This is a genomic window from Bradyrhizobium sp. SMVTL-02 (assembly GCF_051853005.1).
In the GTDB taxonomy this organism is placed as follows: domain Bacteria; phylum Pseudomonadota; class Alphaproteobacteria; order Rhizobiales; family Xanthobacteraceae; genus Bradyrhizobium.
This window is the reverse complement of the sequence record NZ_CP182469.1, coordinates 3,121,225-3,141,854: the sequence shown is the minus strand read 5'-3', so window position 1 is coordinate 3,141,854 and position 20,630 is coordinate 3,121,225. Positions and strand designations below refer to the sequence as shown.

Genomic DNA, 20,630 nt, shown 5'->3' with positions numbered 1-20,630 from the left:
TAACCCCGTTGGCGGTCAAGAAAACTATTTGGTTAATCAATACTTTCGATCAGGATGTGGTAAAGGAGACGGCGGCCGCGACATGTCGCAAAACGGGTCGGATTAACGCCGCCTTTCCGTTGTCGCTTCAGGCCCGACGGCGGCAGCTGGAGCAAAGGATGAGGAAATTCCTGGTAACGACCGCGCTGGCTGGGTCTTTCGGATTGCATGCCGCCGCCGCTCAAACCCAGCCGGCGCCTGAGGCACAGATGGTCGAACGCACGGTGAAGGCCCAGCCGAACAAGGACACTCAAATCGGGCTTTACATCAACGTCAGGCCCGATTGCACGTCCGGGCCGTTGCCAACCATCCGGTTGGCAACCTCCCCGACCTCGGGAAAGGTCGTCGTCAAGCCCGGCAAGGTGAAGGCGACCAACTACAAGGCCTGCCTGGCGCTGGAAGTGCCGGCTTACGTGGCCTTCTACAAATCGCCGCCGGACTTTGTCGGCGACGATACGCTGACCATCGAGGTCAAATATCCCGGCGGACGGACCGAAATCCAAAAGATTACGGTCAACGTCGCCGGCCCCGGCGGCCAGAAGATCTAGGGCAAAATATCATTGCGGGTTTGGCCCCAACATTGCGCCTTCGGCCGGGCTTGAATTTCAGTCCACTCGCGTGACCTCGCATTGGCTGCGCGAGTTCGGTCCGACCACGCCGATATTGACGTTCTTGAACTGGTAGCTCGCATGCGCGGGAACGGGCTGGTTGGCCCACACCAGAACTGTCGTGGCGCGCTCTCGATCGTCATCGATCCAGCAGGTCAGCTCGACACTGTCGATCTTCTTGTCGGTGCCGTTGGACAGCACAAAGCTGGCGATTCCGTAATTGTCGGCCCGCCGCGTTGCCTGGAATGAATCGATCTTGACCAGCTCGCCCAGGCCGGATTGTGCGGCGGGAGGTCGGGTGTCTTGCGCCGTCGGCGCGTCAATCAGCGCGCACAGCGCCACGAAGCAGACGATTGCAGTCAACGGCCTCATGACGCGCCTCATCCCCGAACGCGGCGATATTTCCGCGTCTCCGAGATTGACGCAAGGGCCCTCCGCTGGTGCGGCGCGGAAACCGGAGATGCAGCGTCAGTGCGACAGCGTCTTCGCATCCGAGCTCTGCTCAGCGCCCACGCCACAATCGCCGATCCGATGTGCCACGACCAGTTCGACTCTCGGCATCTGCCCCTCACTCAGCTCGTTCTGCTCAGTGTAGGACTCCTCGCTATGAACCGTGATCACCGTGCTGACGGGCCCCATGAAATCGCAACGGTTCGCGAAAGTGTATTGATTGTTCTTCTTTTCGGGTCTCGCCGAGACGCAGCTGCCGACCGAGGGAGAGGAGAACGTCGCCTTCATGGAGACGGTCGGATCGACACAGGCCGTCAGCTCCCGCTCGAGCAACCGGTGCTTCGGCTTGCGATGAGCGACCATATCGAGCGTACGAACGAAGTGCCAAAGACCTTTGCGGAAGGTCGGCCCCTGGAATTCATCCGCCTTGGCCACGGCGGTGGTCGAGGTGATCAGAAGCGCCAGAGCAGCACAACGCACGAAAGAGGTCGCAAGGATTGAACGCCGGCCTGTGGTCATGGTCTCCATACCTGCTCGCTTGCTCCCCCAAGGAATAGCCGCACGGCCAAAAAGCACCGCCTCAGGTTCAGGCACCGCCGTAAAGCAAACATTAACATCGCGAGCGCTCCGTCAAATTACGGAAGACCCGCTTGCCGGACCTGCTGTTTCGAATCGCGCGCGACTACGCCTGCTCCCCACGCGACTTCTTGTCACGGTGTCGGACGGTCGGTCAACCACGCGCCATTACGGACCATCAATGGCAGAGCTTAAACGCGAGTTCACGCACATTAATTCCGGCGAGCGCGGCATTTCGGTAACAGGGAGCAGGTCGGATCACCGGGGGGAGTTCATCTGCCGAAAGGCCGGCCGCGAGGCACGCCGATAGTTAAATCGAGTCGGGCAGGCGCTAGACGAGCCGCACGCGCGGCGAAGGGTTCTGCGCGCTTCAAAACAAGCCCGCGCTGATTGACCTTCGAGGCCATTTTTGCTCTTTTAGTCGAATATTTCTCGCTTTTGGGGGCTGCGATGCAGAGCAGATTCAGTGGATTTTTTTGGGCAGCGGCCTTTCTGGGTCTGGCCATCGGTGCGCCCCAGGCCAGCGCGGCCGATCTGGGCCTGATGGCCTCACCCGCAGCGGTCGGAAGCTGCAGCGAACTGGTGTTTGTCTGCGAGAATGGCAAGCAATACCCGCTCTGCCCGATCGCGGTCTCGGTTGCCGGTGAGGTTGTCACGGCCTCCCTGCACACCGGGCGAGGCGGTGCGCATGTCCGGCTGATTCCAATGGGCGTCGGTTATCGCTACGCCGGACGGGGCATCTGGCTCGACGGCTTCCGCGAAAATGCCCTGCTGAACTTCGGCAAGCACGGCCAGATCGCCTGCACCCTCGCCCACTAGGGCGAGGAGCAAAAGGCGAGTCGATCAGCCCTTGCTACGCAGCACGGCCCCCTGCGGCCTCGGATGCATATAGGCCTTGGGCTGAACGTAGACCGGGCAGTAATTATTCCATTGATACTGCTGCCAGTTCCACTTCCAGCAGCCTGCGTCGATCTGCGGCGCGGGACCGAAATCCAGACGATACGGCTCGTCGCCGAAGGGATAGGGATCGCTGTGAGCGGCGCTTGAAACGAACATAACTGTCAGGGAAATGGCGGTTGCGGCCAGCAATTTCGGCATGTTGCCCTCGATCTTCATGCGCTAATGCGCGACAGTGCCAAAGCGGGAGTTTCCAATCAAGGCCTTCGCGGGCGAATAGTTGAGCGCCGACCGGGTTGCTCGCTTGTTTCGCCGGCTTCGGCCTCCTGCCTGATCAACGTGGTCGCCGTGCAAGCCAATCTCGCCATCCTTGCTGCACTTGCGAGTCGTCCGAACGGACGGATTGCGTTTGCCGAGCTCGAGCAGCAACTCCAGGCGCACGACGAGAATGGGGACATCGAGGACCGGATAGAGCAGCAGGTCTCCGCCGGAATCGAGCTGATCGAGGCCGGGCTTGCCGTCGTGAATGGCGACAGCCTGGAGATCACGCAAGCGGGCCGGTCGGTCATCGAGGCCCTGCCCGATCGGTCGTCGCCTCAGTCGAAGTCGCTTGAAAACACCGATCATCTGACTGGCCCCGAAGTGCGCTCGAGGATGCTCAATCCTGATCTCCGCGAGGAGACCGAACCCCACTCCGGCCAAGGCTCGGACGCTCCCGGGACAGACGCAACGGCCCGCCGCCTCCCCTCACGCGAACCAGATCCTGCACCGGACAATGGCGACTGGCGAGCGCGCACGTTCGAAGCAATTGCCCGGCTGCTGCATCGGCTGGCCGCGCTGTGGCGGCGGCACATCGAGGAGGATCTGCCGAAAGCGCGGACGGTCAGCCGGGGAACGAGCGTCAATGGAATCGTCGTTGCGCTCATCAGCCTGCTGGTCGTCATCATCTGCGCCGGCGCCGTAATTGCCCTGCGACAGATCAGGTCGCTGCAGACGGAGATCTCCTCCCTGCAGCGAGAGCTGTCGCCGATGAAGGAGCGGCTTTCGCGGTTCGAGGCAGAAAAAGTACGGCAGGCCGACGAGAAGGCGCGGGAAGAACGCAGCAAACGGGCAGCAGACAATCCGCTGCAGCAAGCGCCTCTCACTCTGTCGCGGGAGGAGATTCAACTCATTCGCGACTATATCAAACCGGCACCAGCCGCCGGATCCTCCGCGGCGCCGGCGGTTGGCGATCCGCTTCCCGGAGCGACGATCCCCTTCCCTTCGCCGGTCACCGAAAAAGTGCCCAAACTGCTGGGCGCGAGATTCGCGATCCGCAACGGAACCATCATCATCGTCAGAAGGGACAGCCGTCAGATCGACGCTGTCCTTGGGCCGAACTGAGCGCAGTCCATCAGAGCGCGAGCGAGTAAGGAAATTGCCTCGTCAGATCGAGATCGAGGTAACCGCTGCCGTCGATCCATTGATGCGGGCAATAAGCAAGCGTGGATGGATCGATCAGCAGACCGTCTCGCAGAATTGCCTCGCGCGTTCCTATCCTTCCGGTCGCTATCTGGCCTTCTTGTGGATCGAAGCGCAACGCATCAAACACAGCGGTATCGTTTGTCACCCGAAGCCCCTGCTGAAATGAACATCTTTAAAGTGACAAAGACTATCGATCCGATTAACCGAGGCAAGCGTTATCGTTTTTGCAACTGCTAACTCAGGGCCAGGCACGCGCCCCTAATCGCTACCGTTATCATTCGAGAGCGGATAGCCTCAGCTGTGTCTACTCCTGTTTCTGACACCAATTTGAGGAGAAACGCGATGCGAGGCACTTCTTACATCCTGGCGGCTGCCGCGCTTCTTGGGATCGGCACCCTCATGACATCAGGACCGGCCGCTGCTGGCGGAACGCGGATGGGAACGGGCGGCCTTCCCACCGTCGAAAATGCGTGGGGGCCTGGATACGGCCAGGGCCCGTCCTTCTATGGGCAATATGCGCCCGTTGCGGACGACGGCTACGTCTTCAGTTATGAGTATCCCGTTTTCGTGGGCCACGACGTGCGAGCGATCGCCGTCGACCTCTCCAATTCGCGCTTCCGACACCGACCCGTCGCTGGACCCGGAATCATCTTCTATCGCGGCCAGTATCCGCGGCCATATCGCATCAACCCCTATTGGTGAAGTGATCGACCGAGCTGCCGCGCGGCCCGCCAGCGCCGCGCAGGCAGAGAAGGCATGTCAGCCCTCTCCCGCTTGCGCGTCCCCATCGGGTCCACCCCGGCTCACTTTCGATCCGGGCAGGCGCTTGCCGACCAATCCCTTGACTGCATCGTAGGCTTCGAGCAGCGGCGGCGTTAACGAGAAGAACGCGCCAAGCGCAATGGCGATGACGACATGGCGCAGCGAAACGCTCTCGTCCTGAGTTTCGGCCGCGCCGTAGTTCATCCCGGCTGCGACAGGGGTGGCGTCGTGCGATCTGCCGGCGACGTTCGCGGTCCGCGGCTTACGCGGCGGGATCATCACGAGGACGAAGAGAACGTTGATCAGCAACCAAATGCCGAGGATGATGAACAGCGTTCTCATTCGTAAAATCCAAAAAACCGATGCGCCTAAATTCTCTCGCCATCCGAAGGGTAAAATGTGCCCATGGATCAGTCACACTTGTCCAGGCCATCCCCCGATGCAAGCCTAAATCTTGGTCGTTGAGCAAGGGCCCGGCCCACCCGGCACCCGGCATTGGTTCCGATTTTCTCCTGAACGGTTTTGGGGAACCCAAAGGCACCGACCATGTGATCCTAGTCCAGGAATTCAACTCCGATACGATTTCCGCTGGACCAGACGACACGGCAATCCCGGATGATGCGATCCTTCTCCAGCATCAGCTTGATGCGGGATCTGACGTAGACCTTGTCCGCCATCTCGATGGCGGCGCCGAGATCGGAAAGACTGACCACGCGGCATCGCATGCTGGATCCGTCGCCGGCGATGTATGCGACCTCGTCGACTGTCGCGCGCTGCTGCCTGCGACGTTCCTCCACGACAACTCACCGCTTGCTCAGGTTCTTGCCGCGCAGGAAGTGAACTCCGACCTGGTCGCCGTTGATCCAGGCCAGCTCGCAGCGGCGGAAGGCCGCCCCGGTCGTCGAAAGCAGCAGGAAGAACTCCTTCAGCGCAAGACCTTCGATCGATCCTTCGATCTTGAGCTTCGCTCCGGCTTCGGCCACGTCGGTCATCTGACATCGCCGGCTCCACGTTCCGTCGATGGCCACCATATGCACGTCGACGCCGCGCGAGAACTCGACCCGTGCCATTGCGCGTTTTTCGGGTGGTAGTGAATGAGACATATCAGGACGAAACCCGGATTTGAAAATTCAATCGAGTCGCAGCCCGCCGCCTGCCGGACCAATCAGCCCCGCCGACGCGAGACGCCCTTGCGAAATCAGGCACTCCTCGGCCGCCGGCCGAAGCACACGGCGCTGAAATTGGCGCGTCGTCCTGATAGTGCCGGACAAAAATTCAGGAAAGACTAATGAGCCGGTCGGATTTCGGCAAATCGCAACCGCAAGCCCCGGCTTGCTTCGGCTTGGGACGAAGCCGCCGATGGGAACGGTCGCAGCGCCCCTCTTCGAACCGGATTCATGATCGTCAGGCGTCAGCCATCCGTAAAAGTGCTTAACTTGGTTTTATGCCTCGGTATTCCTGCGGATTTCGACGCAGGGTTCCATGGTGCTAGGGTTCCACTCGCGCGCGACGGAGCCCTCGCCAGCCCCGGGTGGACCGGCGCCGCAAAACGGACGTGGCCCGCCTCCACCGCTTTTTGCCGGAGGCGGGCTTCCTTTCCATTGACCTGGCCAAACTGAAAGGGGCCGCTCAGAGAGCGGCCCCTTGCCGGTTGAAATGCTTGTCCGTACTGAAATGCCAGCCCCGGCATCAACACCCTACCGGTACTGAAGTGCCATGTGGATTCCGTTCTACTACGGTGAACCATACTGCCATATTTTGACGTCCGGCCCAGGCGCCAGGACGGCCCGGCCCGCCAGTGGAACCTCTGGTCAGCGCGCAGGCGGTGCGGGCACGGCCGCTGGCGGAGCCGCCCGCGTCGGCATCGGCTTTGGTTTTGCGGCCGCCGGCTGCGTTGCAGCCTGCGGCGACGAGGCCGTTGGCGCGGGGGCCGGCGCAGCGGAGCCTGCCACGCGCGGCTGCGGAGGCGTGAGCTTCTTGGGCGCCGCATTCTGCTCCAGACGGATCAGTTGATCCCTGACAGCCTTGATCTGCTCGGCTGCGTTCGCATTGTCGCGCTCCGCCAACTCCTGACCAGCCTTCACTTGATCGGAAAGCCTGGCGACGGAGCGGCCCAACTGATCCTGGCTGGCCCTGAACTGCTCGCCGAAGTCGGCGCTGTCGCGGGCCATCTGTTCGCGACCACGCTTCAGCTGCTCGATATCGCCTCTCAGACTTGCGAGATCGTGCGACATCGACTGCAGCAATGCCGCCAACTCTGGCGGTAGAGCCGCTGACACGGCCGCGATCGCAGGCGAGGTTTGCGAATTCGCCTTCGCGGCGTCTCCGGACGGCCCCAACCAGACAACAGCCGTGACACCAAGTCCGGTAGCCAGCATGATCGCCGCCAGGACGAACGCACCCCAGCGGCGCAGCGAAGTCCGACGGCCCGAGACCGCCGGCCTAACCAAGTCGACGCCCGGTGCCCGAGGGTTCCGCCGGAGGCTTGCGGCTTCCAGCTTCGATGGTTGTCCCGGGCCCGCCGCAACATCGACGTGGTCCGAAGCTCTGCGCTGGCTCTCAATTTGCGCTTCAGGCGCCGGATGTCCTGAAATGCCGGCTTCGCGGGAGCTCAGCTTTCCGAAGCTTCCCTTCGGAGCGTCAATGCCATGCGCAAGGTCGTCAAAACCCTTTGCTGCGCGTTCGCCGGCCGAGGCCTCGTCATGGGGCTCGGGATCAAAATAAGTGACCGGTGATGGCGGGTCGTTGAGTATGCCGGCAATGGTATCGCTCAACGCCTGTAATTTATCGGTACTCATTTGCCACCTTCGGCACAAACCCGAAACAAGCGCGGTCCGTCTGAACGCGACGGGCTGATCGTTATTTCTGCTTTAATGGTTGTCAAGATCGGGCGCCGCATGCGAGCGCCGTCGATCTCGACCATCTCCTCCGGGACAAGGTCGTGATTTACGACCCGCAGCTTCGATCAATGCTCAACGCGAGACGCAAAATGCCGTCATGCCAAAGGGTTCTGCGATCAATTGACCGGGCTCGTAAACGATGCGAGCTCTTCGCAACGTGCGAACCAGATCTCCGATTTCCTGATGACCGGCACGGAAATAGAGCAGATGCGTGATGGCAAAGGACAACATGCAGGTGCCAATGGTCGCCTCTTTTGAAGCCGATTAAAAAAGAACTGGCGTTCGGGAGCAGGAAGGTAGAAACTTCGTTCGACCAGCATCACGTCAGCCGTAAATTCGAAAGTCGCGATTTCGCCAACGCGGGAGTAGCGTCATGCGATACGTTTTTGGGCAGACAGTCTCTCCTCAAGACCAGCTTTCGAAAGTCACGCAGGAGAGCCGTGAGCGCGCGAAAACAAAGCCTGCCGGCGAGGACAGAGAGGAGCTTCAGAGGAAGGCCAACCAAGCCGACACGGCGGCCCACATAGATGAGTGGGTCAATTCTCCCGGGCTCCGGCCCCCGACCTAGTCAGATCAGATCGCATCATGTCTGCTCGGCGCTGACGCCTACAAGGCGCTCGGCATCGTCCATCACGCTGATGTTGTGATCGGGCCAATCGAAAAGCTAATCAAGGAAAGCAAAACTATCGTTTCCCTGCCAACAGGAAAGTTTACAGGGAAAATGCCCGTCGCGGGGCCGTGTTCGCAACGAGAACTGGCAAAAAACACCTGAAAATCCGCGGAAATTCCAAAACGACGCGGCGCGATGCGCCCCACCGGAACAGGGAATTCGTTGGCGACATGGAATCTGTTCTCCGGAAGCACGGAAAAAGGAAAACGTATGCGACGCCATCGGATCTCGCCTCGCTGGTAAGCTTGAGCGACAACTCCTCGGGCTTCCGGTTCGGTCGTATCGCTCAGCACGAGCTTGGGATCTGTGCGTTGGAATAGATTTGATCTAGGCAAAAGCCGAAAACGGTCAAGCCGGCCAATTAAGACGATCGAATCACACTCTCCAACCTAAGGTCAAATAGGGAGAGTAACTGGGGGCAGAAGACAAGTTCCGGTATTGAAACACCGTGTTATCCCGGACTCCACAGGGTGACTTGGATCAGTTGGAATACGAGGGCCGGGGCTGGTATTTCATCCCGAACAATTTGCAACCGGCAAGGGGCTGCCGAGAGGTGGCCCCTTTGGATTCCGACACCGCTCGAGGCGGATAGGAGACGACGTTTCTTAAATGAAAGAGGCCGCCACTGAGGCGGCCTATGTACTAAATGGCGACGTTTGGGGGCTTGAAATGGACCCCGATTGTGGGACCACGTGCTTAGTTGGAAGGGGCTGCTCCGTTTGATAGACGGAGCGCATGATGACAACGAAGACGAGACGCAAGATCGACGCGGCACTGAAGGCAAAGATCGCGCTGGAAGCCGTGCGGGAGCAGACGACGGTGGCCGATCTGGCCCAGCGCTATGAGGTTCACCCGAACCAGATCTATGCCTGGAAGAAGCAGCTGCTGGACCAGGCGGCCCGGGCCTTTGACGCGGGTGTCGGGCGGGAGAGCGAGGACGCTCGCGAACGAGAGATCGAGAAGCTGCACGCCAAGATTGGACAACTGACAGTCGAGCGCGATTTTTTAGCGCGGAGGTCCGGAAGATGAGCACGCCGGACCGTCGAGGAATGCTCGATCGCGCCGACATGGCGCTGTCGATTCGCCGGCAATGCATGTTGCTTGGTATCGCCCGCTCTGGGGTCTACCGGCCGCCACGGCCGGCCAACGACAACGACCTCGCCCTGATGCGGCGCCTCGACGAGCTGTTCACCGCCTGGCCGTTCCTGGGCTCGCGGCGAATGACCGCGATGCTGAAGGCTGAGGGGCTTCAGGTCAATCGCAAGCGTGTGCAGCGGTTGATGCGCAAGATGGGCATCGCGGCGCTGGGACCAAGGCCGAACACGACAAAGCCGGCGCCGGGCCACAAGATCTATCCCTATCTGCTGCGCAACATGACGATCGACCGGCCAAACCAGGTGTGGGCGGCCGACATCACGTATCTGCCCATCGGCCGCGGCTTTCTTTATCTCGTCGCCATCATCGACTGGGCGAGCCGTGCGGTTCTGGCGTGGCGGTTGTCGAACACGATGGACGTCTCGTTCTGCGTGGCGGCTCTGGAAGAGGCGCTGGCGAAGTACGGCACGCCGGAGATTTTCAACACCGACCAGGGCAGCCAGTTCACCAGCGTGGCCTTCACCGGCGCGCTGGCGGCCGCAAAGATCAAGATCTCCATGGATGGCCGCGGTCGTTGGATGGACAACGTCTTCATCGAGCGGCTGTGGCGGTCTCTCAAGCATCAGGACATCTATCTCAAGGGCTATGCCGACGGCCGCGAGGCCAAGGCAGGGATCGCGAGCTGGATCGCCTTCTACAATGATCGTCGCCTTCATCAGTCCCTCGGCTATCGCACGCCGATGGCGGTCTGGCGCGAACGGATCCAGGCCGCGAAGGCTGTGGACATGGTGGACAACGCTGACGCGTTGACCACATGCCCACAGCAACAGCAGCAGACAGAGTCTCTGGCAGCGTGATAGAAAGGATCAGGAGCGGTCAGTTTCCAACTAACAAACCGGTTCAAGCGGTCCCGCTCCGCGGGTCCATTTCAGCTGGCTCAAACGGCGACCACGGACTCACTGTATGGCTAGGTCTGTCCCGATAGTGTCGCAATTGCGTCAAGTGCATGAGTCATCGCGGGATGTTGGGACACGAACGGCCTTCACGCAACAATCGGGCCAATGCCGGACTCATACACTCTGCCAACAGCGTCTTCATTCAATCACGTCGTCGGCAATCAGCAGAAACTCGCGGCTGATCGTCAGTTGCTGCTCTGATCGCCTCGCGGCTATGAGCTAAGCCGCACGGACCTCGCTGAGGAATTGCGCGACTTCGGCCTGAAGCCTGCTGCTCTCGGCGGCCAGCGACTTGGCGGAGGCCAGCACCTGCGATGACGCCGCGCCGGTCTGCTGCGCGCCGGCATTGACCTTGGTGATGCTGCCTGAGACCTCGCGGGTCCCGTCGGATGCCTTCTGCACATTGCGGGCGATCTCGGTGGTCGCCGCGCCCTGTTGCTCGATCGCGGCCGCGATCGTGGTGGCAATGCCGGATATCTGGGCGATGGTATCGCCGATTTGCTTGATGGCGACCACGGAATCGTTGGTCGCGCTCTGGATTGACGTAATCTGCCCCCCGATCTCCCCCGTTGCCTTCGCGGTCTGGGCCGCGAGTTCCTTCACTTCCTGCGCCACGACGGCGAAGCCGCGACCCGCATCTCCCGCCCGGACGGCCTCGATGGTGGCGTTGAGCGCCAGAAGATTGGTCTGCTCGGCGATCGTCGTGATCAGCTTGATCACGTCGCCGATCCGGTTCGCCGCATCGGACAACGTGTTGATCCGGTCGTCGGTGGCGCGGGCCTGCTCGACGGCGGCGGCTGCGATCCGGGTCGATTCCTGCATCTGGCGACTGATCTCGTGGATCGAGGCGGTGAGTTCGTCTGTCGCAGATGCCACCGACTGGACATTGGTGAGGCATTCTCCGAAGCACCGGTCACGACGCCCGCCAGCTGCTGGGTGTGGTTGGCCGTCTTGGTCAAAGAGCTGGCGGTCGATTCCAGCTCCGATGAGGCGGTGCTGACGCTGCCGACGATCTGATGCATCGCCTGTTCAAAACGCTTTACGAGGCTGTCGAGCAGATTGGCGCGGCGGTCTTTCGCGGTGCGTTCGGCCTCCTCCGCGGCCTGCAAGGTCCTGGCGCGCTTCAGCCCGTCGCGGAACTCCACCATCGACTGCGCGATGATGCCGATTTCATCGTGACGTTCGGTCTCCTCGATCTCGACGTCAAGATTGCCGGCCGCCAACGTCCGGGTCGTCGTCTCGATTTTCGACAGGCTCTCCAAAATCAGAAACTTGGTCTACAGCCTTTGGACGTCGAATTCGCTCCAGAGAGCGGACGTCGACTTGAATGCTAGTCGAAATCGTTCTCCCAAGCCGATCTCTGGCCTCGGACGGTCAAATGCACGCAAGTGGCCGACCAGTGTGCAGCCGAAGAACTGATGGCTTGCGTGATCGTATAAACTCAGGGCATTCCTGTCAGCGCCACATGGACGGTCTCCTCGTCGCAAATTCCGGCTGCCGAGCTGGCAAAGCCCCTGCACGTTGGTTGCTTACGAGGGCGCACTCATCGCACCTAAACAGCCGGGAGCCGCCGTGCTCTCCCAAAAACTTCATTGGCTCCAGGCAGAGTTCGCACGGGCAAAACGGCGTAGCCACAGCAGCTTTGAAATTGATTTTCATCCTAGTCTCCGACCATTTGCTCTTCGTACGGCCGAACCAGTGCAGCGGGCCTCGGTCCGCGAGCGGATCTGCGATGTCCGTAATGTCGCTTGCGCAATCTCGATAGTGCTTGAGAACGTCTTCGCTCAGTATTGAATCGATCTCACACTGGACAGCAGCCTAGAACCTGCAGGGGCAAGCGCCTGTACCCGCCAAGACACGCCGAGGGCTATTCGTCTGTTTTCCCCAGAGAGGCTGGATTTTCCACACGGACCGCTCCGCCAATCCGGTACTGCCGCACCCGGCAGGCCTTATCGGCCCTCGACCAGCTCTGGAGCTCGCGGACATTCTCCGCGATCACGACCTGCGTGGCGCGAGGCCAATCGCGGGCATGTCAGCCTCGATCAGTTGAAGGTGATGAGTGCCATCGAGCGCTGCCGCACGGCGGCGCTCGGCGGGCATGTCGCACGCTGCGAGAACGTAGCATGCGGCCATACGGAGATCGCCTAAAATTCCTGCCGCCACCGGCCTTGCCCGAAGTGCCAGGCTGCGGCGTCACGCCAAGGGCTGGCCGACCGCGAAGCCGAGCTGTTGCCGGTGCCGTACTTCCATGTCGTGTACACGCTGCCGAGCGAGTTGCGCGACATCGCCTACCAGAACAAGCGCGTGATCTACGACCTGCTGATGAAGGCGGCGGCCGAGACAACGCTCGCCATCGCCGCTGACCCAAACGTCTCGGTGCACGGATCGTTATCACGGCCGTGCTCCACACCTGGGGCTCGGCGCTCACCCATCACCCACACGTACACATGATCGTGCCGCGCGGAGGACTCTCGTTCGACGTCGCACGATGGATCGCCTCGCGCGCCAACTTCCTCGTCCACGTCAACGTGTTGGCGCGCCTGTTCCGCGGCAAGATGCTGGCGATGCTCATGGATGCGCACGACGCCAAACAGCTGACGTTCTTCAACCGATCCCTCTCGATCCGATCACGGCCATCACTGGGTCCAGCCCCCGTTGATGTGCTGCGAGCTCTCGCCCAGATCCCTGTCGGACGCTCGCAACCTCGCCTCCACGTCTATGTCCAGGTCGCATTCTGCCTGCGTCAGTGCAGCGCCGCTTCAACGCACGGCGGGCCGCTCGTCGGCTAGGGGCAATGTCCCGCTTCGGGCAACCTTTGCCGCGTTGCCGAACAGCAGCCCCGGGCCAAAAGCCGGCGAGATTGCTTGTGAATAATCTAGGAGGCCGGGCCTCGGAGCGGCACTGTTCGAGGTGCTTGGATCAACGCCGGCCGCCGGAGCCGAACAACCACCCAGTCTTTACGTGGAACGCAAACCTGCCCGGCGCCGAAAAGTAGATTGCCGACTAGCCTTCTCGACGAAACGAATGTGGGCCAGGACGTGTGCGTGGGGGCGGTCGCAAGCTGTTCTATTTTGAGCGCTCGGCCGCCGCAGTTAGCACCGGGTAGCGGGCATAGAGCGTGTCGACGCGGTCCCGCCACATCGCCACGAACGCGCCCGAGGTGAGGCTATCGACCGACTTCCATTCGCGTTTGACCGCCGGCAGCGTGTTGCCCCAGATGGCGCGCTTGCACCATCGCTCGCCTTTTTCCGAGCCCTCCCGGGTTGCGCACATCGACTTCCAGGCAATCCGCTGCGGATGGCTGATGTGTTGTGCGGCTCCTTCCCAACCCTGCTGGTGGATCAGGTAGAGATCGGAAAAGGTCGCCTTCTTGTGCGTCATTATTTCGAATAGCGCGGCCTCGCTGAGGAACTTGTAGGCGGCACCCATGGCGTTGTCGCGAGGATTGAGGATGTCGCCCGATCCGTATTTGCTGAACTCAAACTTGCTAAGCTGGAAGAGACCGATATAGGAGCCGGTGCGTTGCTTGGGATTGAAATCGGATTCGATTTTGGCGACCGCCTTCATGAAATTGACATCGACATCGAACGCTTCGGCCGCACGTTCGATCTCCTGGACGGGCGTTCCAAGCGGAACGCCGCTCAACGCCGACAAGGCGATCTTGGCGGGTTTCTCAGGCGGCGGAATCTCCGAGTAGACGTAGTACTTCAGAGAGGACGGCTTGCCTTCGCCCGGATTGAGCGAAGCCGCCGGCGGACGGTCCTGCTGTGGCCTTGTGTCCTTTTCTGGCAGCGCCGCCTCGAGGCTGGCGACTTGCAACATTGGCCCTTGCGAACTGGCCACATCGGACGGCAGCACCGAGTCCGGCGCGGCGGCGCTGAAGCCCGCCGCAACGATCGCATTAGCCGATAATCCTGTATCGAATTTCGCCTCGATGACCGGGGTCGGAAACGCCGCGCTGGCATTTGTCAGGACCATCGTCACATTCAGCGGGATGCCGCTGAATGCATCAGCAACTCTCGCGTTCGGCGTTGCGATGCTCGGGCGCGATACCGCGATCTGACCAAGGGCGGCAAGCGAAGTCGCCGTCAGCGCGCCAGCAATACAGCCTGCTTGCAAAATCTTCAACGTCGCCAGCCGCGCGGCCGCGGCCTCCCATTCAAATCTAGCCACAGATCCCCGTGTTCAACCGGGAGCCCCAATCCCGCAGCGACTTAACCTTTTGGATTTGCCACAACGAAGGCGTGAGGATGGATGGCTCGAAGTTCTCACGGGCTGTTGCTGCCAAGACACATTAGACAGGGAAGCTGACTAATCGTTTGCTTGTAAGCGAACGCCATGTCAATTGAGCTGCAAGCCGCAGCGCTGTACCACAGTACCGATCATCGCGACGGCGCGCTTGCCCGAGCCGAGCCGCTGTGATTGACGATGAGGTGGGTGGCACGCACGCGACAGCGATCCTGGCTCAGGCCTGAATCGCCGCGAATCAGCGCACCAGTGGCCATGATCTTCATCACGCGCGCGAGATTGTAGGCGAGCACGGGGAGCGCCATCTCAGTGGCGACCTTCGGCAAGCGCTTCGTCAGGAAGTGCGTCGCGCCCATGCGCATCTTCAGTGTGCCGAACGGGTGCTCGAGCGTCTCGCGACGGCGGCGCATCGCCTGAGGATCAGCGTCGAGCCGCTTCTGGACATTCTCCACGACGTGCTCATGCTCCCAACGAGAGATGACGCGGTTTTGGCCGTGGTGCAGCGCGCCTTCAGCTCGGCTAGAGTTGAGGTAAAGAGAGATCCGACCTATTGTACTGCGTTGCTTTTGGACCGTCGCCGATTGAGGTGGTTCAGATGAAGATGCTCTTCACATCTCGTCGCCGTTTCGCTCCTCGGATCTGCGATGACGGCTCAGGCGGACACGATTTACCCGACGAAGCGATGTCGTGTGTACGAAGACACTTCGTTCATTCAAATTCCCGGCCAGTGCGGAACCATTCTGCCGTATTATCCCCGAAGGCTATTTGTCCGTTCCTGGAGCAGACGGTCCGCTGTTGAGCGCTGGTATTGAGCATTGGCGACTGACAGACGACGTGAAGATCCGGGCGCCGCGGCTACAGTCTCACGCTCATACCCCTGGCTTCGGTCACCGGGTGGTCACTGGCGGATTTATTGGTTGGACGGATGAAGGCGGCCAAGGAGTGACGGAGCCAGAGAGAATAGCTCGTCGATTGGTGCAGGCTTGCGGCGGTTTAGAATTCGAAGACAATCGTCGGCAGCATTCTCGATGAAGGCCTCATCAGAAGTCTTCTCGAGATTTGAGATGACGGTATTGATCCCGGCTGCAAAGGGCCAAGCCGCGATGCGCGGTTCAGCGCAGCGAGCGCAGAGACTTTCAAATGAATTGGCGGAAGCCGTCAGGTTCTTTGTCAGCGCCCGCTACGGCGTCCGCCCCTTGATGCTGCCAAGAGCGTGAGCGGCCTTGACGAAATCTCGATCGAAGCTGATGAAGGCTTCACATCCTTCCGCCTTGGCCAAATGCAGGCCATCCGCAAAATCGACGCCGATGCGCATCCAATCTAGCCCCTGCGCCGCGGCGACGGTGTCTTCCAACTTGATACGCGGCAGCCCGGCGAAACGGCGAGGGCTTTGGCGCACCCGTGGTGCAGATCTGTGCAACGCAGAGTACATTCCAAGTCTGCAACTTGTGGCTTTATTTATCGCATACTAATGCTTAAGGATACTTTCGCCGCCTTTCGGACAAGACCCATTCCACAACGATCGCCGAGCGAATCTTTGCATCTTTTATCCTTTGATTTCGATCCTAAATCTCGGTGATGAACCCGTTCGGACAACCCGGGAGGAGTTATGGAGGAGGTAATTAACCGCCGTCGAGGACGACCACCTAGATCGATTGTCGTACCCCCGGACACTCTTGCCCTACTCTGGGTGAACGTTCAGCTTATCCTGATCTGCGAAAGAATTCGGACCGGAAAAACACCCTCTATCAGCCGGGCTTGTCGCTTATTAGCGGCTCAAGGCGGAATTGCTTCAGTTGTTGGCGGGGATCGACGCGTCTTGGCGCGGGTAAATGCCAAAAGAAAGAAGAGCTGGCATCGCTTGCAACTGGCTACCGGCGGCTCACCGGGCGCGAACGGGACCATTTTTGCAAGCCACAAGATCACACACGCGCCGACCTTGGCAGCTCGCTATAGCGCGGCAAACGAATTGGCCAGCTCCAGCCGGCATGTGCGGTTAGCCTGGATGAATCTTGGCCGGCAAATGCTGGGTCGCCCGATCAAAAAACCGCGTTGGGCCGTTCCCCGAGGACGAACGCTGTGGCGTGTCGGAAGCCGAGGAAATATTGTTGCGAATTAATTGTAGACTTCTACCGCAGCTGCTGGGGTAGTTGGGGTGCTTCGATAAATCTGTCGGAGCATTAGAAATGACATCCCCCAATCAAGACCCCACCGGGCGCCCCCCCTTGAGGCGCCGGACAACGAAACCAGCACCAGGTACCCGCCGCAATCCGGCGACCAACGCCGGTTTGATCGAGATCCAAATCCAATATCGCGCGGTGGAAGATCTCGTTCTCGATGCCCGCAACCCGCGGCAACACTCTCAAACTCAGGTCAATATGATTGCGGACAGCATCCGCGAGTTCGGATTTGTCATGCCGATCGTGGTCGACGACACCCGGCAGGTGGTGATCGGGCACGGCCGGGTACTCGCCGCCAGAAAGCTTGGGATGTCGCGCGTGCCTGTCGTCGAGATCAGACACCTGTCGGCGACGCAGCTAAAGGCGCTTCGGATCGCGGACAACAGGCTGGCCCAGCATGCGCATTGGGACGAACGATTGCTCGGCGAGAATTTCCTAGAGCTGAAAGAGCTCGATCTTGATTTCGACCTTTCGATCACGGGGTTCGCCTTGCCCGAGATCGATCAAGCGATTCAGACGATTGACGACGGGGTCACCCTCGAGGCGAGTGATGATACTGACGCAGCGTCCGGCGTGCCTGTGTGTCGCCCAGGTGATGTTTGGCAAGTTGGCAACCACCGCATCTTCTGTGGTGACGCGATATCGGAGCCATCTTTCGAGAACCTGATGCGGGATGAACGCGCGCACCTGGTGTTCATTGATCCACCTTACAATGTCCCGATCAACGGTCACGTCTCTGGAAAGGGCAAGATCCGTCACCGCGAGTTCGCTCAAGGCGCCGGAGAGCTGAGCCAGGAGGAGTTCTCCCGCTTTCTGATGCAGAGCTGCGGGTTGCTGGCAAGATACAGTAAAGAGGGAGCAATTCACTTTGTTTGCATGGATTGGCGACATGCTGACGACTTGCTTGCGGCCGGTCGCGGTGTCTATTGCGAGCTGAAAAACATCGTGGTCTGGGTGAAAAGTAACGGGGGCATGGGATCGCTTTACCGCTCTCGGCACGAATTTGTCTTCGTCTTCAAGTCCGGCACCGGGCGCCACACCAACAATATCGAGCTCGGCAAATATGGGCGCAACCGCAGCAATGTCTGGCACTACAACAGCGCCAGTACCCAGGCGCGCAAGGGCAACAATTTGCTCGAGCTGCATCCGACGGCGAAGCCGGTCCAGCTCGTAATGGATGCGCTGCTCGATTGCTCAAACCGCGGCGAGCTTGTGCTCGACTCGTTTCTGGGTAGCGGTACGACGCTGCTCGCCGCCGAGCGAACCGGCCGCATCTGTCGCGGGATCGAACTCGATCCGCTCTACGTCGATACTGCGATCCGGCGTTGGCAGAATTTGACCGGCCGCGATGCGGTGCGGCTTTCGGATGGCAAGCTCTTCCGCCACATCGAGGCCGAGAAGGAGCACAGCGATGACCGGTGACGGAAAAAAAACATATGAGGTCGGATACGGAAAGCCGCCGGTCGCGACGCGCTTTCAGAAGGGCCGGTCCGGCAATCCGAGCGGGAAAGGGAAAAAGGTTCCCCAGCTGCTCCAGCCCGGCAAGCTGCTGGAGGCGATCGATAACGAAGAGATCATTGTGGTCGAGAAGGGCAAGCGCAAACGGATGACAAAAGCTGAAATCCAATTTCGCCAGTCGTTCGCGAAGGCAATCAAAGGAGATCTTGGCACGGCGCGACTTCTTGTGAAAATGGCCACGGAATACTTCGCGCCGGAGGCGCGGGGGGCCTCGGGATACGAGCTCATCAGCGCAACTGAGGCGGCACGGCGTTTCGGGCCCCACTGGCAAGCGCGCATCGGCGAACTGAATGCGGCACTGAGAGATCCAAAATGAGCGCCGGGTACGGAAATCCGCCGAAAGGCAGCCGGTTCAAGAAGGGCCACTCCGGCAATGCAGCAGGACGACCTCGGCAAGCCGTGCGTCGGGTGTCGATCGCCATGCTGTTCCGCAAGGTTGCCAATGAGCAGATCACAATTGAACTCGACGGTGGCCAGGTGATGATGACCCGCTGGGAGGCACTTCTGCGCCAGATCCACACTCTCGCTCTCAATAAAGGATGTCGGCGCTGCGCGGTTGCTCCATCAGATACGTCAGCAATTTCCGGGAGATGCCGCGCCAGGCGATAAGTTCATCACGGTCCTCAGCGACAACGATATGAAGCTTTGAATAAGGACGCTCATCGACATCTTGAAATCATTGAGCTGTTGCCTCTGGTTATTCCGAACATTTTGCATGCGAACTAGGGGAGGCCGGTCCTCAGAACGTTCCGCTAGACTTTGATGTCGCGATTCCAAATGCGAGTGGACAGCAGCTCACCTGTGAGTCGTGGCCGACCCCACGCCTGCAAAACGCCATCGAGCAGGAACGGGCCAAGGGAGAGTAGACCGAGCCAAAAGGTTCGTGCTAATTGCGGCGCGACGGCGCTTCAATGCAGGCTTGTGTTACCGGGGACCGCCTACTCGTTCTTGTTCTAGATCCCAAAAGCTTGGCGCGCGGCCGCGCCGACCGGGGAAGCTTCCATGGAAGAGTTTACGGCCTATCTATTTGGCCCGGACGGGCGTATCGTGCAAACGATAAGGCTGATTTGCGCGAACGAGGAAGCCGCTAAACAGCGTGCGCTGCAATTTGCGGAGGCCTACGCTGTTGAGCTTTGGCAGCTCACGCGCAAGATCGCGAGCTTTCCGTCACGCGCGAACTGAGGCATGGCCTCAATAGGGGCGGATGGAAAGAGCGTGACGCCCAATCTTGCGGGTCCCAATCCGACCCGCAAGATTGCATAAGCATTCGCCAAGCCGCCGGCGAGGCCGTGGTGCTCGGCGTCGACGGCGTGTCCGACTTCTATGCCCTGCACTCGCGCCCGCACGACGAGGACGTGCAGCTCTGCGCGTCTCTGGGGATCTTAAGGCCACCGAGCCGGCCCCTACATGCTCATGGAGATGATGGCTGCCAAGCTTAGGGCGGCTGCACCCCACGCCAGCGCGTGCGCCATCGAAGGCTGAATTGTCATTGTCGTCCCTTAGGGAACAGCGCGTTCGACGCTGACGCGCAACACAAAAAGGGGATTCCGAAATTCATCGGTGACTTCCATCCGCCATTCGCGACCGAGCCTCAGGTGGCCTTCGAGCCCCTGTAGAATCTGGCCGGCAATGACCGTGGCCTCTTTCCACGCGGCATGCTGATCAGGCAACTCTTCACCCACATGGTCCGTGACCGAGCGCTCGTGCGTAATGTTGAAGAAGTAACGCGGCATCGTCCGAAATCGATTTACCAAAACTCGCCCTAACGTCCGGAGCTAAGATGAGTTCCGCCTCGAAGGCCGGCGAGGCAATTCCGCCAAGCAGCGTTGGAGCTGCTCTATCAGAAAGGCTTCTGTAACCACGGCCGTCCGCGAAATTCTTCAGCTCCCCTTGAGTCCCAAAGCCGGTTGCGAACGCGAATGGAATATTGCGTTCTATGAGAGTCTTGGCCACGGGCTCACTGTGGTCCCTGCCTAGCATCAGATCGATCACTGCTACGCCAAAGACGGCCTTGTTGGCGAGCTCCAATGCTGACGGCAGTTGCCCGGCTTCCGCCACCACAGGGTGCCCAAGGCGTCACCATATCAGCGACCATCATCCGAATGAGGACTTCATCCTCTACCAAGAACACAGAACCCATACTCAAAACCGCGTTCCCTGACGAATGATCTTCGCTGTGGTCGCGAAAGGGAACAAGTTGGGTCTGTCAAAAGCAGGCGCTAATAGCATCGGCCGGCTCCGGTCTGCCCTCGATCTGCGACGACGTC

The 20,630-nt window shown here is 60.2% G+C and carries 21 protein-coding genes and 3 pseudogenes; 10 read left to right on the top strand and 14 right to left on the bottom strand.

The genetic code is table 11. The annotated features are described in order from the left end of the window. The first annotated feature begins 8 nt into the window (after window positions 1-8). On the top strand, window positions 9-587 hold the full coding sequence (locus ACNJYB_RS14610) for a hypothetical protein (RefSeq protein WP_439374591.1): 579 nt from the start codon (window positions 9-11) through the stop codon (window positions 585-587). A 57-nt stretch (window positions 588-644) separates the two neighbouring features. Here the strand turns inward: ACNJYB_RS14610 and ACNJYB_RS14605 are convergent, their stop codons facing one another. Both ACNJYB_RS14605 and ACNJYB_RS14600 read right to left on the bottom strand, forming a co-directional pair. Then, window positions 645-1,019: a hypothetical protein gene (locus tag ACNJYB_RS14605; protein ID WP_439374590.1), complete on the bottom strand. Its 375-nt coding sequence runs from the start codon at window positions 1,017-1,019 to the stop codon at window positions 645-647. 96 nt (window positions 1,020-1,115) lie between these two features. Continuing rightward, on the bottom strand, window positions 1,116-1,625 hold the full coding sequence (locus tag ACNJYB_RS14600; RefSeq protein WP_439374589.1) for a hypothetical protein: 510 nt from the start codon (window positions 1,623-1,625) through the stop codon (window positions 1,116-1,118). A 438-nt stretch (window positions 1,626-2,063) separates the two neighbouring features. On the opposite strand from ACNJYB_RS14600, the gene ACNJYB_RS14595 reads away from it, so the two are divergent. Next, window positions 2,064-2,492 carry a hypothetical protein gene (locus ACNJYB_RS14595; RefSeq protein WP_439374588.1) on the top strand — a complete coding sequence of 143 codons (429 nt, stop codon included), beginning with the start codon at window positions 2,064-2,066 and terminating at the stop codon, window positions 2,490-2,492. 24 nt (window positions 2,493-2,516) lie between these two features. Here the strand turns inward: ACNJYB_RS14595 and ACNJYB_RS14590 are convergent, their stop codons facing one another. Continuing rightward, window positions 2,517-2,789 carry a hypothetical protein gene (locus ACNJYB_RS14590; protein ID WP_439374587.1) on the bottom strand — a complete coding sequence of 91 codons (273 nt, stop codon included), beginning with the start codon at window positions 2,787-2,789 and terminating at the stop codon, window positions 2,517-2,519. A gap of 129 nt (window positions 2,790-2,918) precedes the next feature. Here ACNJYB_RS14590 and ACNJYB_RS14585 point away from each other — a divergent pair, with 129 nt between their 5' ends. Continuing rightward, the gene (locus ACNJYB_RS14585) at window positions 2,919-3,953 is read left to right on the top strand and encodes a hypothetical protein (RefSeq protein ID WP_439374586.1); all 1,035 of its coding nucleotides are present in this window, start codon (window positions 2,919-2,921) and stop codon (window positions 3,951-3,953) included. Window positions 3,954-3,963: 10 nt separating this feature from the next. Here ACNJYB_RS14585 and ACNJYB_RS14580 read toward each other — a convergent pair whose 3' ends face one another. Beyond that, entirely contained in the window at window positions 3,964-4,179 is a 216-nt protein-coding gene (locus ACNJYB_RS14580; protein ID WP_439374585.1) for a hypothetical protein, read from the bottom strand. 197 nt (window positions 4,180-4,376) lie between these two features. Here ACNJYB_RS14580 and ACNJYB_RS14575 point away from each other — a divergent pair, with 197 nt between their 5' ends. Continuing rightward, a complete protein-coding gene (locus tag ACNJYB_RS14575; protein WP_439374584.1) occupies window positions 4,377-4,736 on the top strand; it encodes a hypothetical protein in 360 nt (119 codons plus the stop codon). Window positions 4,737-4,793: 57 nt separating this feature from the next. On the opposite strand, the gene ACNJYB_RS14570 is transcribed toward ACNJYB_RS14575, so the two are convergent. The 4 genes from ACNJYB_RS14570 to ACNJYB_RS14555 all read right to left on the bottom strand — a co-directional run bounded on the left by ACNJYB_RS14570 (window position 4,794) and on the right by ACNJYB_RS14555 (window position 7,594). Further along, window positions 4,794-5,138: a hypothetical protein gene (locus ACNJYB_RS14570; protein ID WP_439374583.1), complete on the bottom strand. Its 345-nt coding sequence runs from the start codon at window positions 5,136-5,138 to the stop codon at window positions 4,794-4,796. Between the two features lie 212 nt (window positions 5,139-5,350). Continuing rightward, window positions 5,351-5,593: a PilZ domain-containing protein gene (locus tag ACNJYB_RS14565; RefSeq protein WP_439374582.1), complete on the bottom strand. Its 243-nt coding sequence runs from the start codon at window positions 5,591-5,593 to the stop codon at window positions 5,351-5,353. A gap of 6 nt (window positions 5,594-5,599) precedes the next feature. Beyond that, a complete protein-coding gene (locus ACNJYB_RS14560) occupies window positions 5,600-5,866 on the bottom strand; it encodes a PilZ domain-containing protein (RefSeq protein WP_439374581.1) in 267 nt (88 codons plus the stop codon). A gap of 741 nt (window positions 5,867-6,607) precedes the next feature. Then, a complete protein-coding gene (locus ACNJYB_RS14555) occupies window positions 6,608-7,594 on the bottom strand; it encodes a hypothetical protein (protein ID WP_439374580.1) in 987 nt (328 codons plus the stop codon). Window positions 7,595-9,104: 1,510 nt separating this feature from the next. Here ACNJYB_RS14555 and ACNJYB_RS14550 point away from each other — a divergent pair. Continuing rightward, a protein-coding gene (locus ACNJYB_RS14550) for an IS3 family transposase (protein ID WP_439375554.1) occupies window positions 9,105-10,318 on the top strand; the annotation gives its coding sequence in 2 pieces (ribosomal slippage) (window positions 9,105-9,381 and window positions 9,381-10,318; 1,215 coding nt in all). 318 nt (window positions 10,319-10,636) lie between these two features. Here the strand turns inward: ACNJYB_RS14550 and ACNJYB_RS14545 are convergent. Beyond that, complete coding sequence (locus ACNJYB_RS14545; protein ID WP_439374579.1) at window positions 10,637-11,293, bottom strand: methyl-accepting chemotaxis protein; 657 nt, start codon at window positions 11,291-11,293, stop codon at window positions 10,637-10,639. 1,075 nt (window positions 11,294-12,368) lie between these two features. On the opposite strand from ACNJYB_RS14545, the pseudogene ACNJYB_RS14540 reads away from it, so the two are divergent. Then, window positions 12,369-13,023 (top strand): annotated as a pseudogene (locus ACNJYB_RS14540) (IS91 family transposase); the annotation flags it as partial. A gap of 460 nt (window positions 13,024-13,483) precedes the next feature. Here the strand turns inward: ACNJYB_RS14540 and ACNJYB_RS14535 are convergent. From ACNJYB_RS14535 to ACNJYB_RS14525, 3 genes and pseudogenes are all read right to left on the bottom strand, one after another. Further along, entirely contained in the window at window positions 13,484-14,590 is a 1,107-nt protein-coding gene (locus tag ACNJYB_RS14535) for a transglycosylase SLT domain-containing protein (protein WP_439374578.1), read from the bottom strand. Window positions 14,591-14,901: 311 nt separating this feature from the next. Then, window positions 14,902-15,216: pseudogene (locus ACNJYB_RS14530) on the bottom strand (transposase); the annotation flags it as partial. Window positions 15,217-15,845: 629 nt separating this feature from the next. After that, on the bottom strand, window positions 15,846-16,097 hold the full coding sequence (locus ACNJYB_RS14525) for a hypothetical protein (RefSeq protein ID WP_439374577.1): 252 nt from the start codon (window positions 16,095-16,097) through the stop codon (window positions 15,846-15,848). A gap of 754 nt (window positions 16,098-16,851) precedes the next feature. Between ACNJYB_RS14525 and ACNJYB_RS14520 the strand changes: the two genes are divergently transcribed. The 4 genes from ACNJYB_RS14520 to ACNJYB_RS14505 all read left to right on the top strand — a co-directional run bounded on the left by ACNJYB_RS14520 (window position 16,852) and on the right by ACNJYB_RS14505 (window position 19,545). Then, window positions 16,852-18,267 carry a site-specific DNA-methyltransferase gene (locus tag ACNJYB_RS14520; RefSeq protein ID WP_439374576.1) on the top strand — a complete coding sequence of 472 codons (1,416 nt, stop codon included), beginning with the start codon at window positions 16,852-16,854 and terminating at the stop codon, window positions 18,265-18,267. Then, window positions 18,257-18,679 carry a DUF5681 domain-containing protein gene (locus tag ACNJYB_RS14515; protein ID WP_439374575.1) on the top strand — a complete coding sequence of 141 codons (423 nt, stop codon included), beginning with the start codon at window positions 18,257-18,259 and terminating at the stop codon, window positions 18,677-18,679. Before ACNJYB_RS14520 ends, ACNJYB_RS14515 begins: the two co-directional genes overlap by 11 nt. Continuing rightward, window positions 18,676-18,972 carry a DUF5681 domain-containing protein gene (locus ACNJYB_RS14510; RefSeq protein ID WP_439374574.1) on the top strand — a complete coding sequence of 99 codons (297 nt, stop codon included), beginning with the start codon at window positions 18,676-18,678 and terminating at the stop codon, window positions 18,970-18,972. Before ACNJYB_RS14515 ends, ACNJYB_RS14510 begins: the two co-directional genes overlap by 4 nt. Before the next feature lie 393 nt (window positions 18,973-19,365). After that, window positions 19,366-19,545 (top strand): hypothetical protein, encoded by a 180-nt coding sequence (locus ACNJYB_RS14505; RefSeq protein WP_439374573.1) that lies wholly within the window; start codon window positions 19,366-19,368, stop codon window positions 19,543-19,545. A 317-nt stretch (window positions 19,546-19,862) separates the two neighbouring features. Here the strand turns inward: ACNJYB_RS14505 and ACNJYB_RS14500 are convergent, their stop codons facing one another. Together ACNJYB_RS14500 and ACNJYB_RS14495 are read right to left on the bottom strand one after the other, a co-directional pair. Next, the gene (locus ACNJYB_RS14500; RefSeq protein ID WP_439374572.1) at window positions 19,863-20,096 is read right to left on the bottom strand and encodes a DUF6894 family protein; all 234 of its coding nucleotides are present in this window, start codon (window positions 20,094-20,096) and stop codon (window positions 19,863-19,865) included. Window positions 20,097-20,203: 107 nt separating this feature from the next. Then, window positions 20,204-20,503 (bottom strand): annotated as a pseudogene (locus tag ACNJYB_RS14495) (response regulator). Between the last annotated feature and the right edge of the window lie 127 nt (window positions 20,504-20,630).

What these genes read in the sequence shown, in the direction of transcription:
- ACNJYB_RS14605 (WP_439374590.1), bottom strand. Translation starts at nt 1,019, where the DNA reads ATGAGGCCGTTGACTGCAATCGTCTGCTTCGTGGCGCTGTGCGCGCTG.
- ACNJYB_RS14600 (WP_439374589.1), bottom strand. Translation starts at nt 1,625, where the DNA reads ATGGAGACCATGACCACAGGCCGGCGTTCAATCCTTGCGACCTCTTTC.
- ACNJYB_RS14590 (WP_439374587.1), bottom strand. Translation starts at nt 2,789, where the DNA reads ATGAAGATCGAGGGCAACATGCCGAAATTGCTGGCCGCAACCGCCATT.
- ACNJYB_RS14575 (WP_439374584.1), top strand. Translation starts at nt 4,377, where the DNA reads ATGCGAGGCACTTCTTACATCCTGGCGGCTGCCGCGCTTCTTGGGATC.
- ACNJYB_RS14570 (WP_439374583.1), bottom strand. Translation starts at nt 5,138, where the DNA reads ATGAGAACGCTGTTCATCATCCTCGGCATTTGGTTGCTGATCAACGTT.
- ACNJYB_RS14560 (WP_439374581.1), bottom strand. Translation starts at nt 5,866, where the DNA reads ATGGCACGGGTCGAGTTCTCGCGCGGCGTCGACGTGCATATGGTGGCC.
- ACNJYB_RS14555 (WP_439374580.1), bottom strand. Translation starts at nt 7,594, where the DNA reads ATGAGTACCGATAAATTACAGGCGTTGAGCGATACCATTGCCGGCATA.
- ACNJYB_RS14525 (WP_439374577.1), bottom strand. Translation starts at nt 16,097, where the DNA reads ATGTACTCTGCGTTGCACAGATCTGCACCACGGGTGCGCCAAAGCCCT.
- ACNJYB_RS14520 (WP_439374576.1), top strand. Translation starts at nt 16,852, where the DNA reads ATGACATCCCCCAATCAAGACCCCACCGGGCGCCCCCCCTTGAGGCGC.
- ACNJYB_RS14515 (WP_439374575.1), top strand. Translation starts at nt 18,257, where the DNA reads ATGACCGGTGACGGAAAAAAAACATATGAGGTCGGATACGGAAAGCCG.
- ACNJYB_RS14510 (WP_439374574.1), top strand. Translation starts at nt 18,676, where the DNA reads ATGAGCGCCGGGTACGGAAATCCGCCGAAAGGCAGCCGGTTCAAGAAG.
- ACNJYB_RS14505 (WP_439374573.1), top strand. Translation starts at nt 19,366, where the DNA reads ATGGAAGAGTTTACGGCCTATCTATTTGGCCCGGACGGGCGTATCGTG.
- ACNJYB_RS14500 (WP_439374572.1), bottom strand. Translation starts at nt 20,096, where the DNA reads ATGCCGCGTTACTTCTTCAACATTACGCACGAGCGCTCGGTCACGGAC.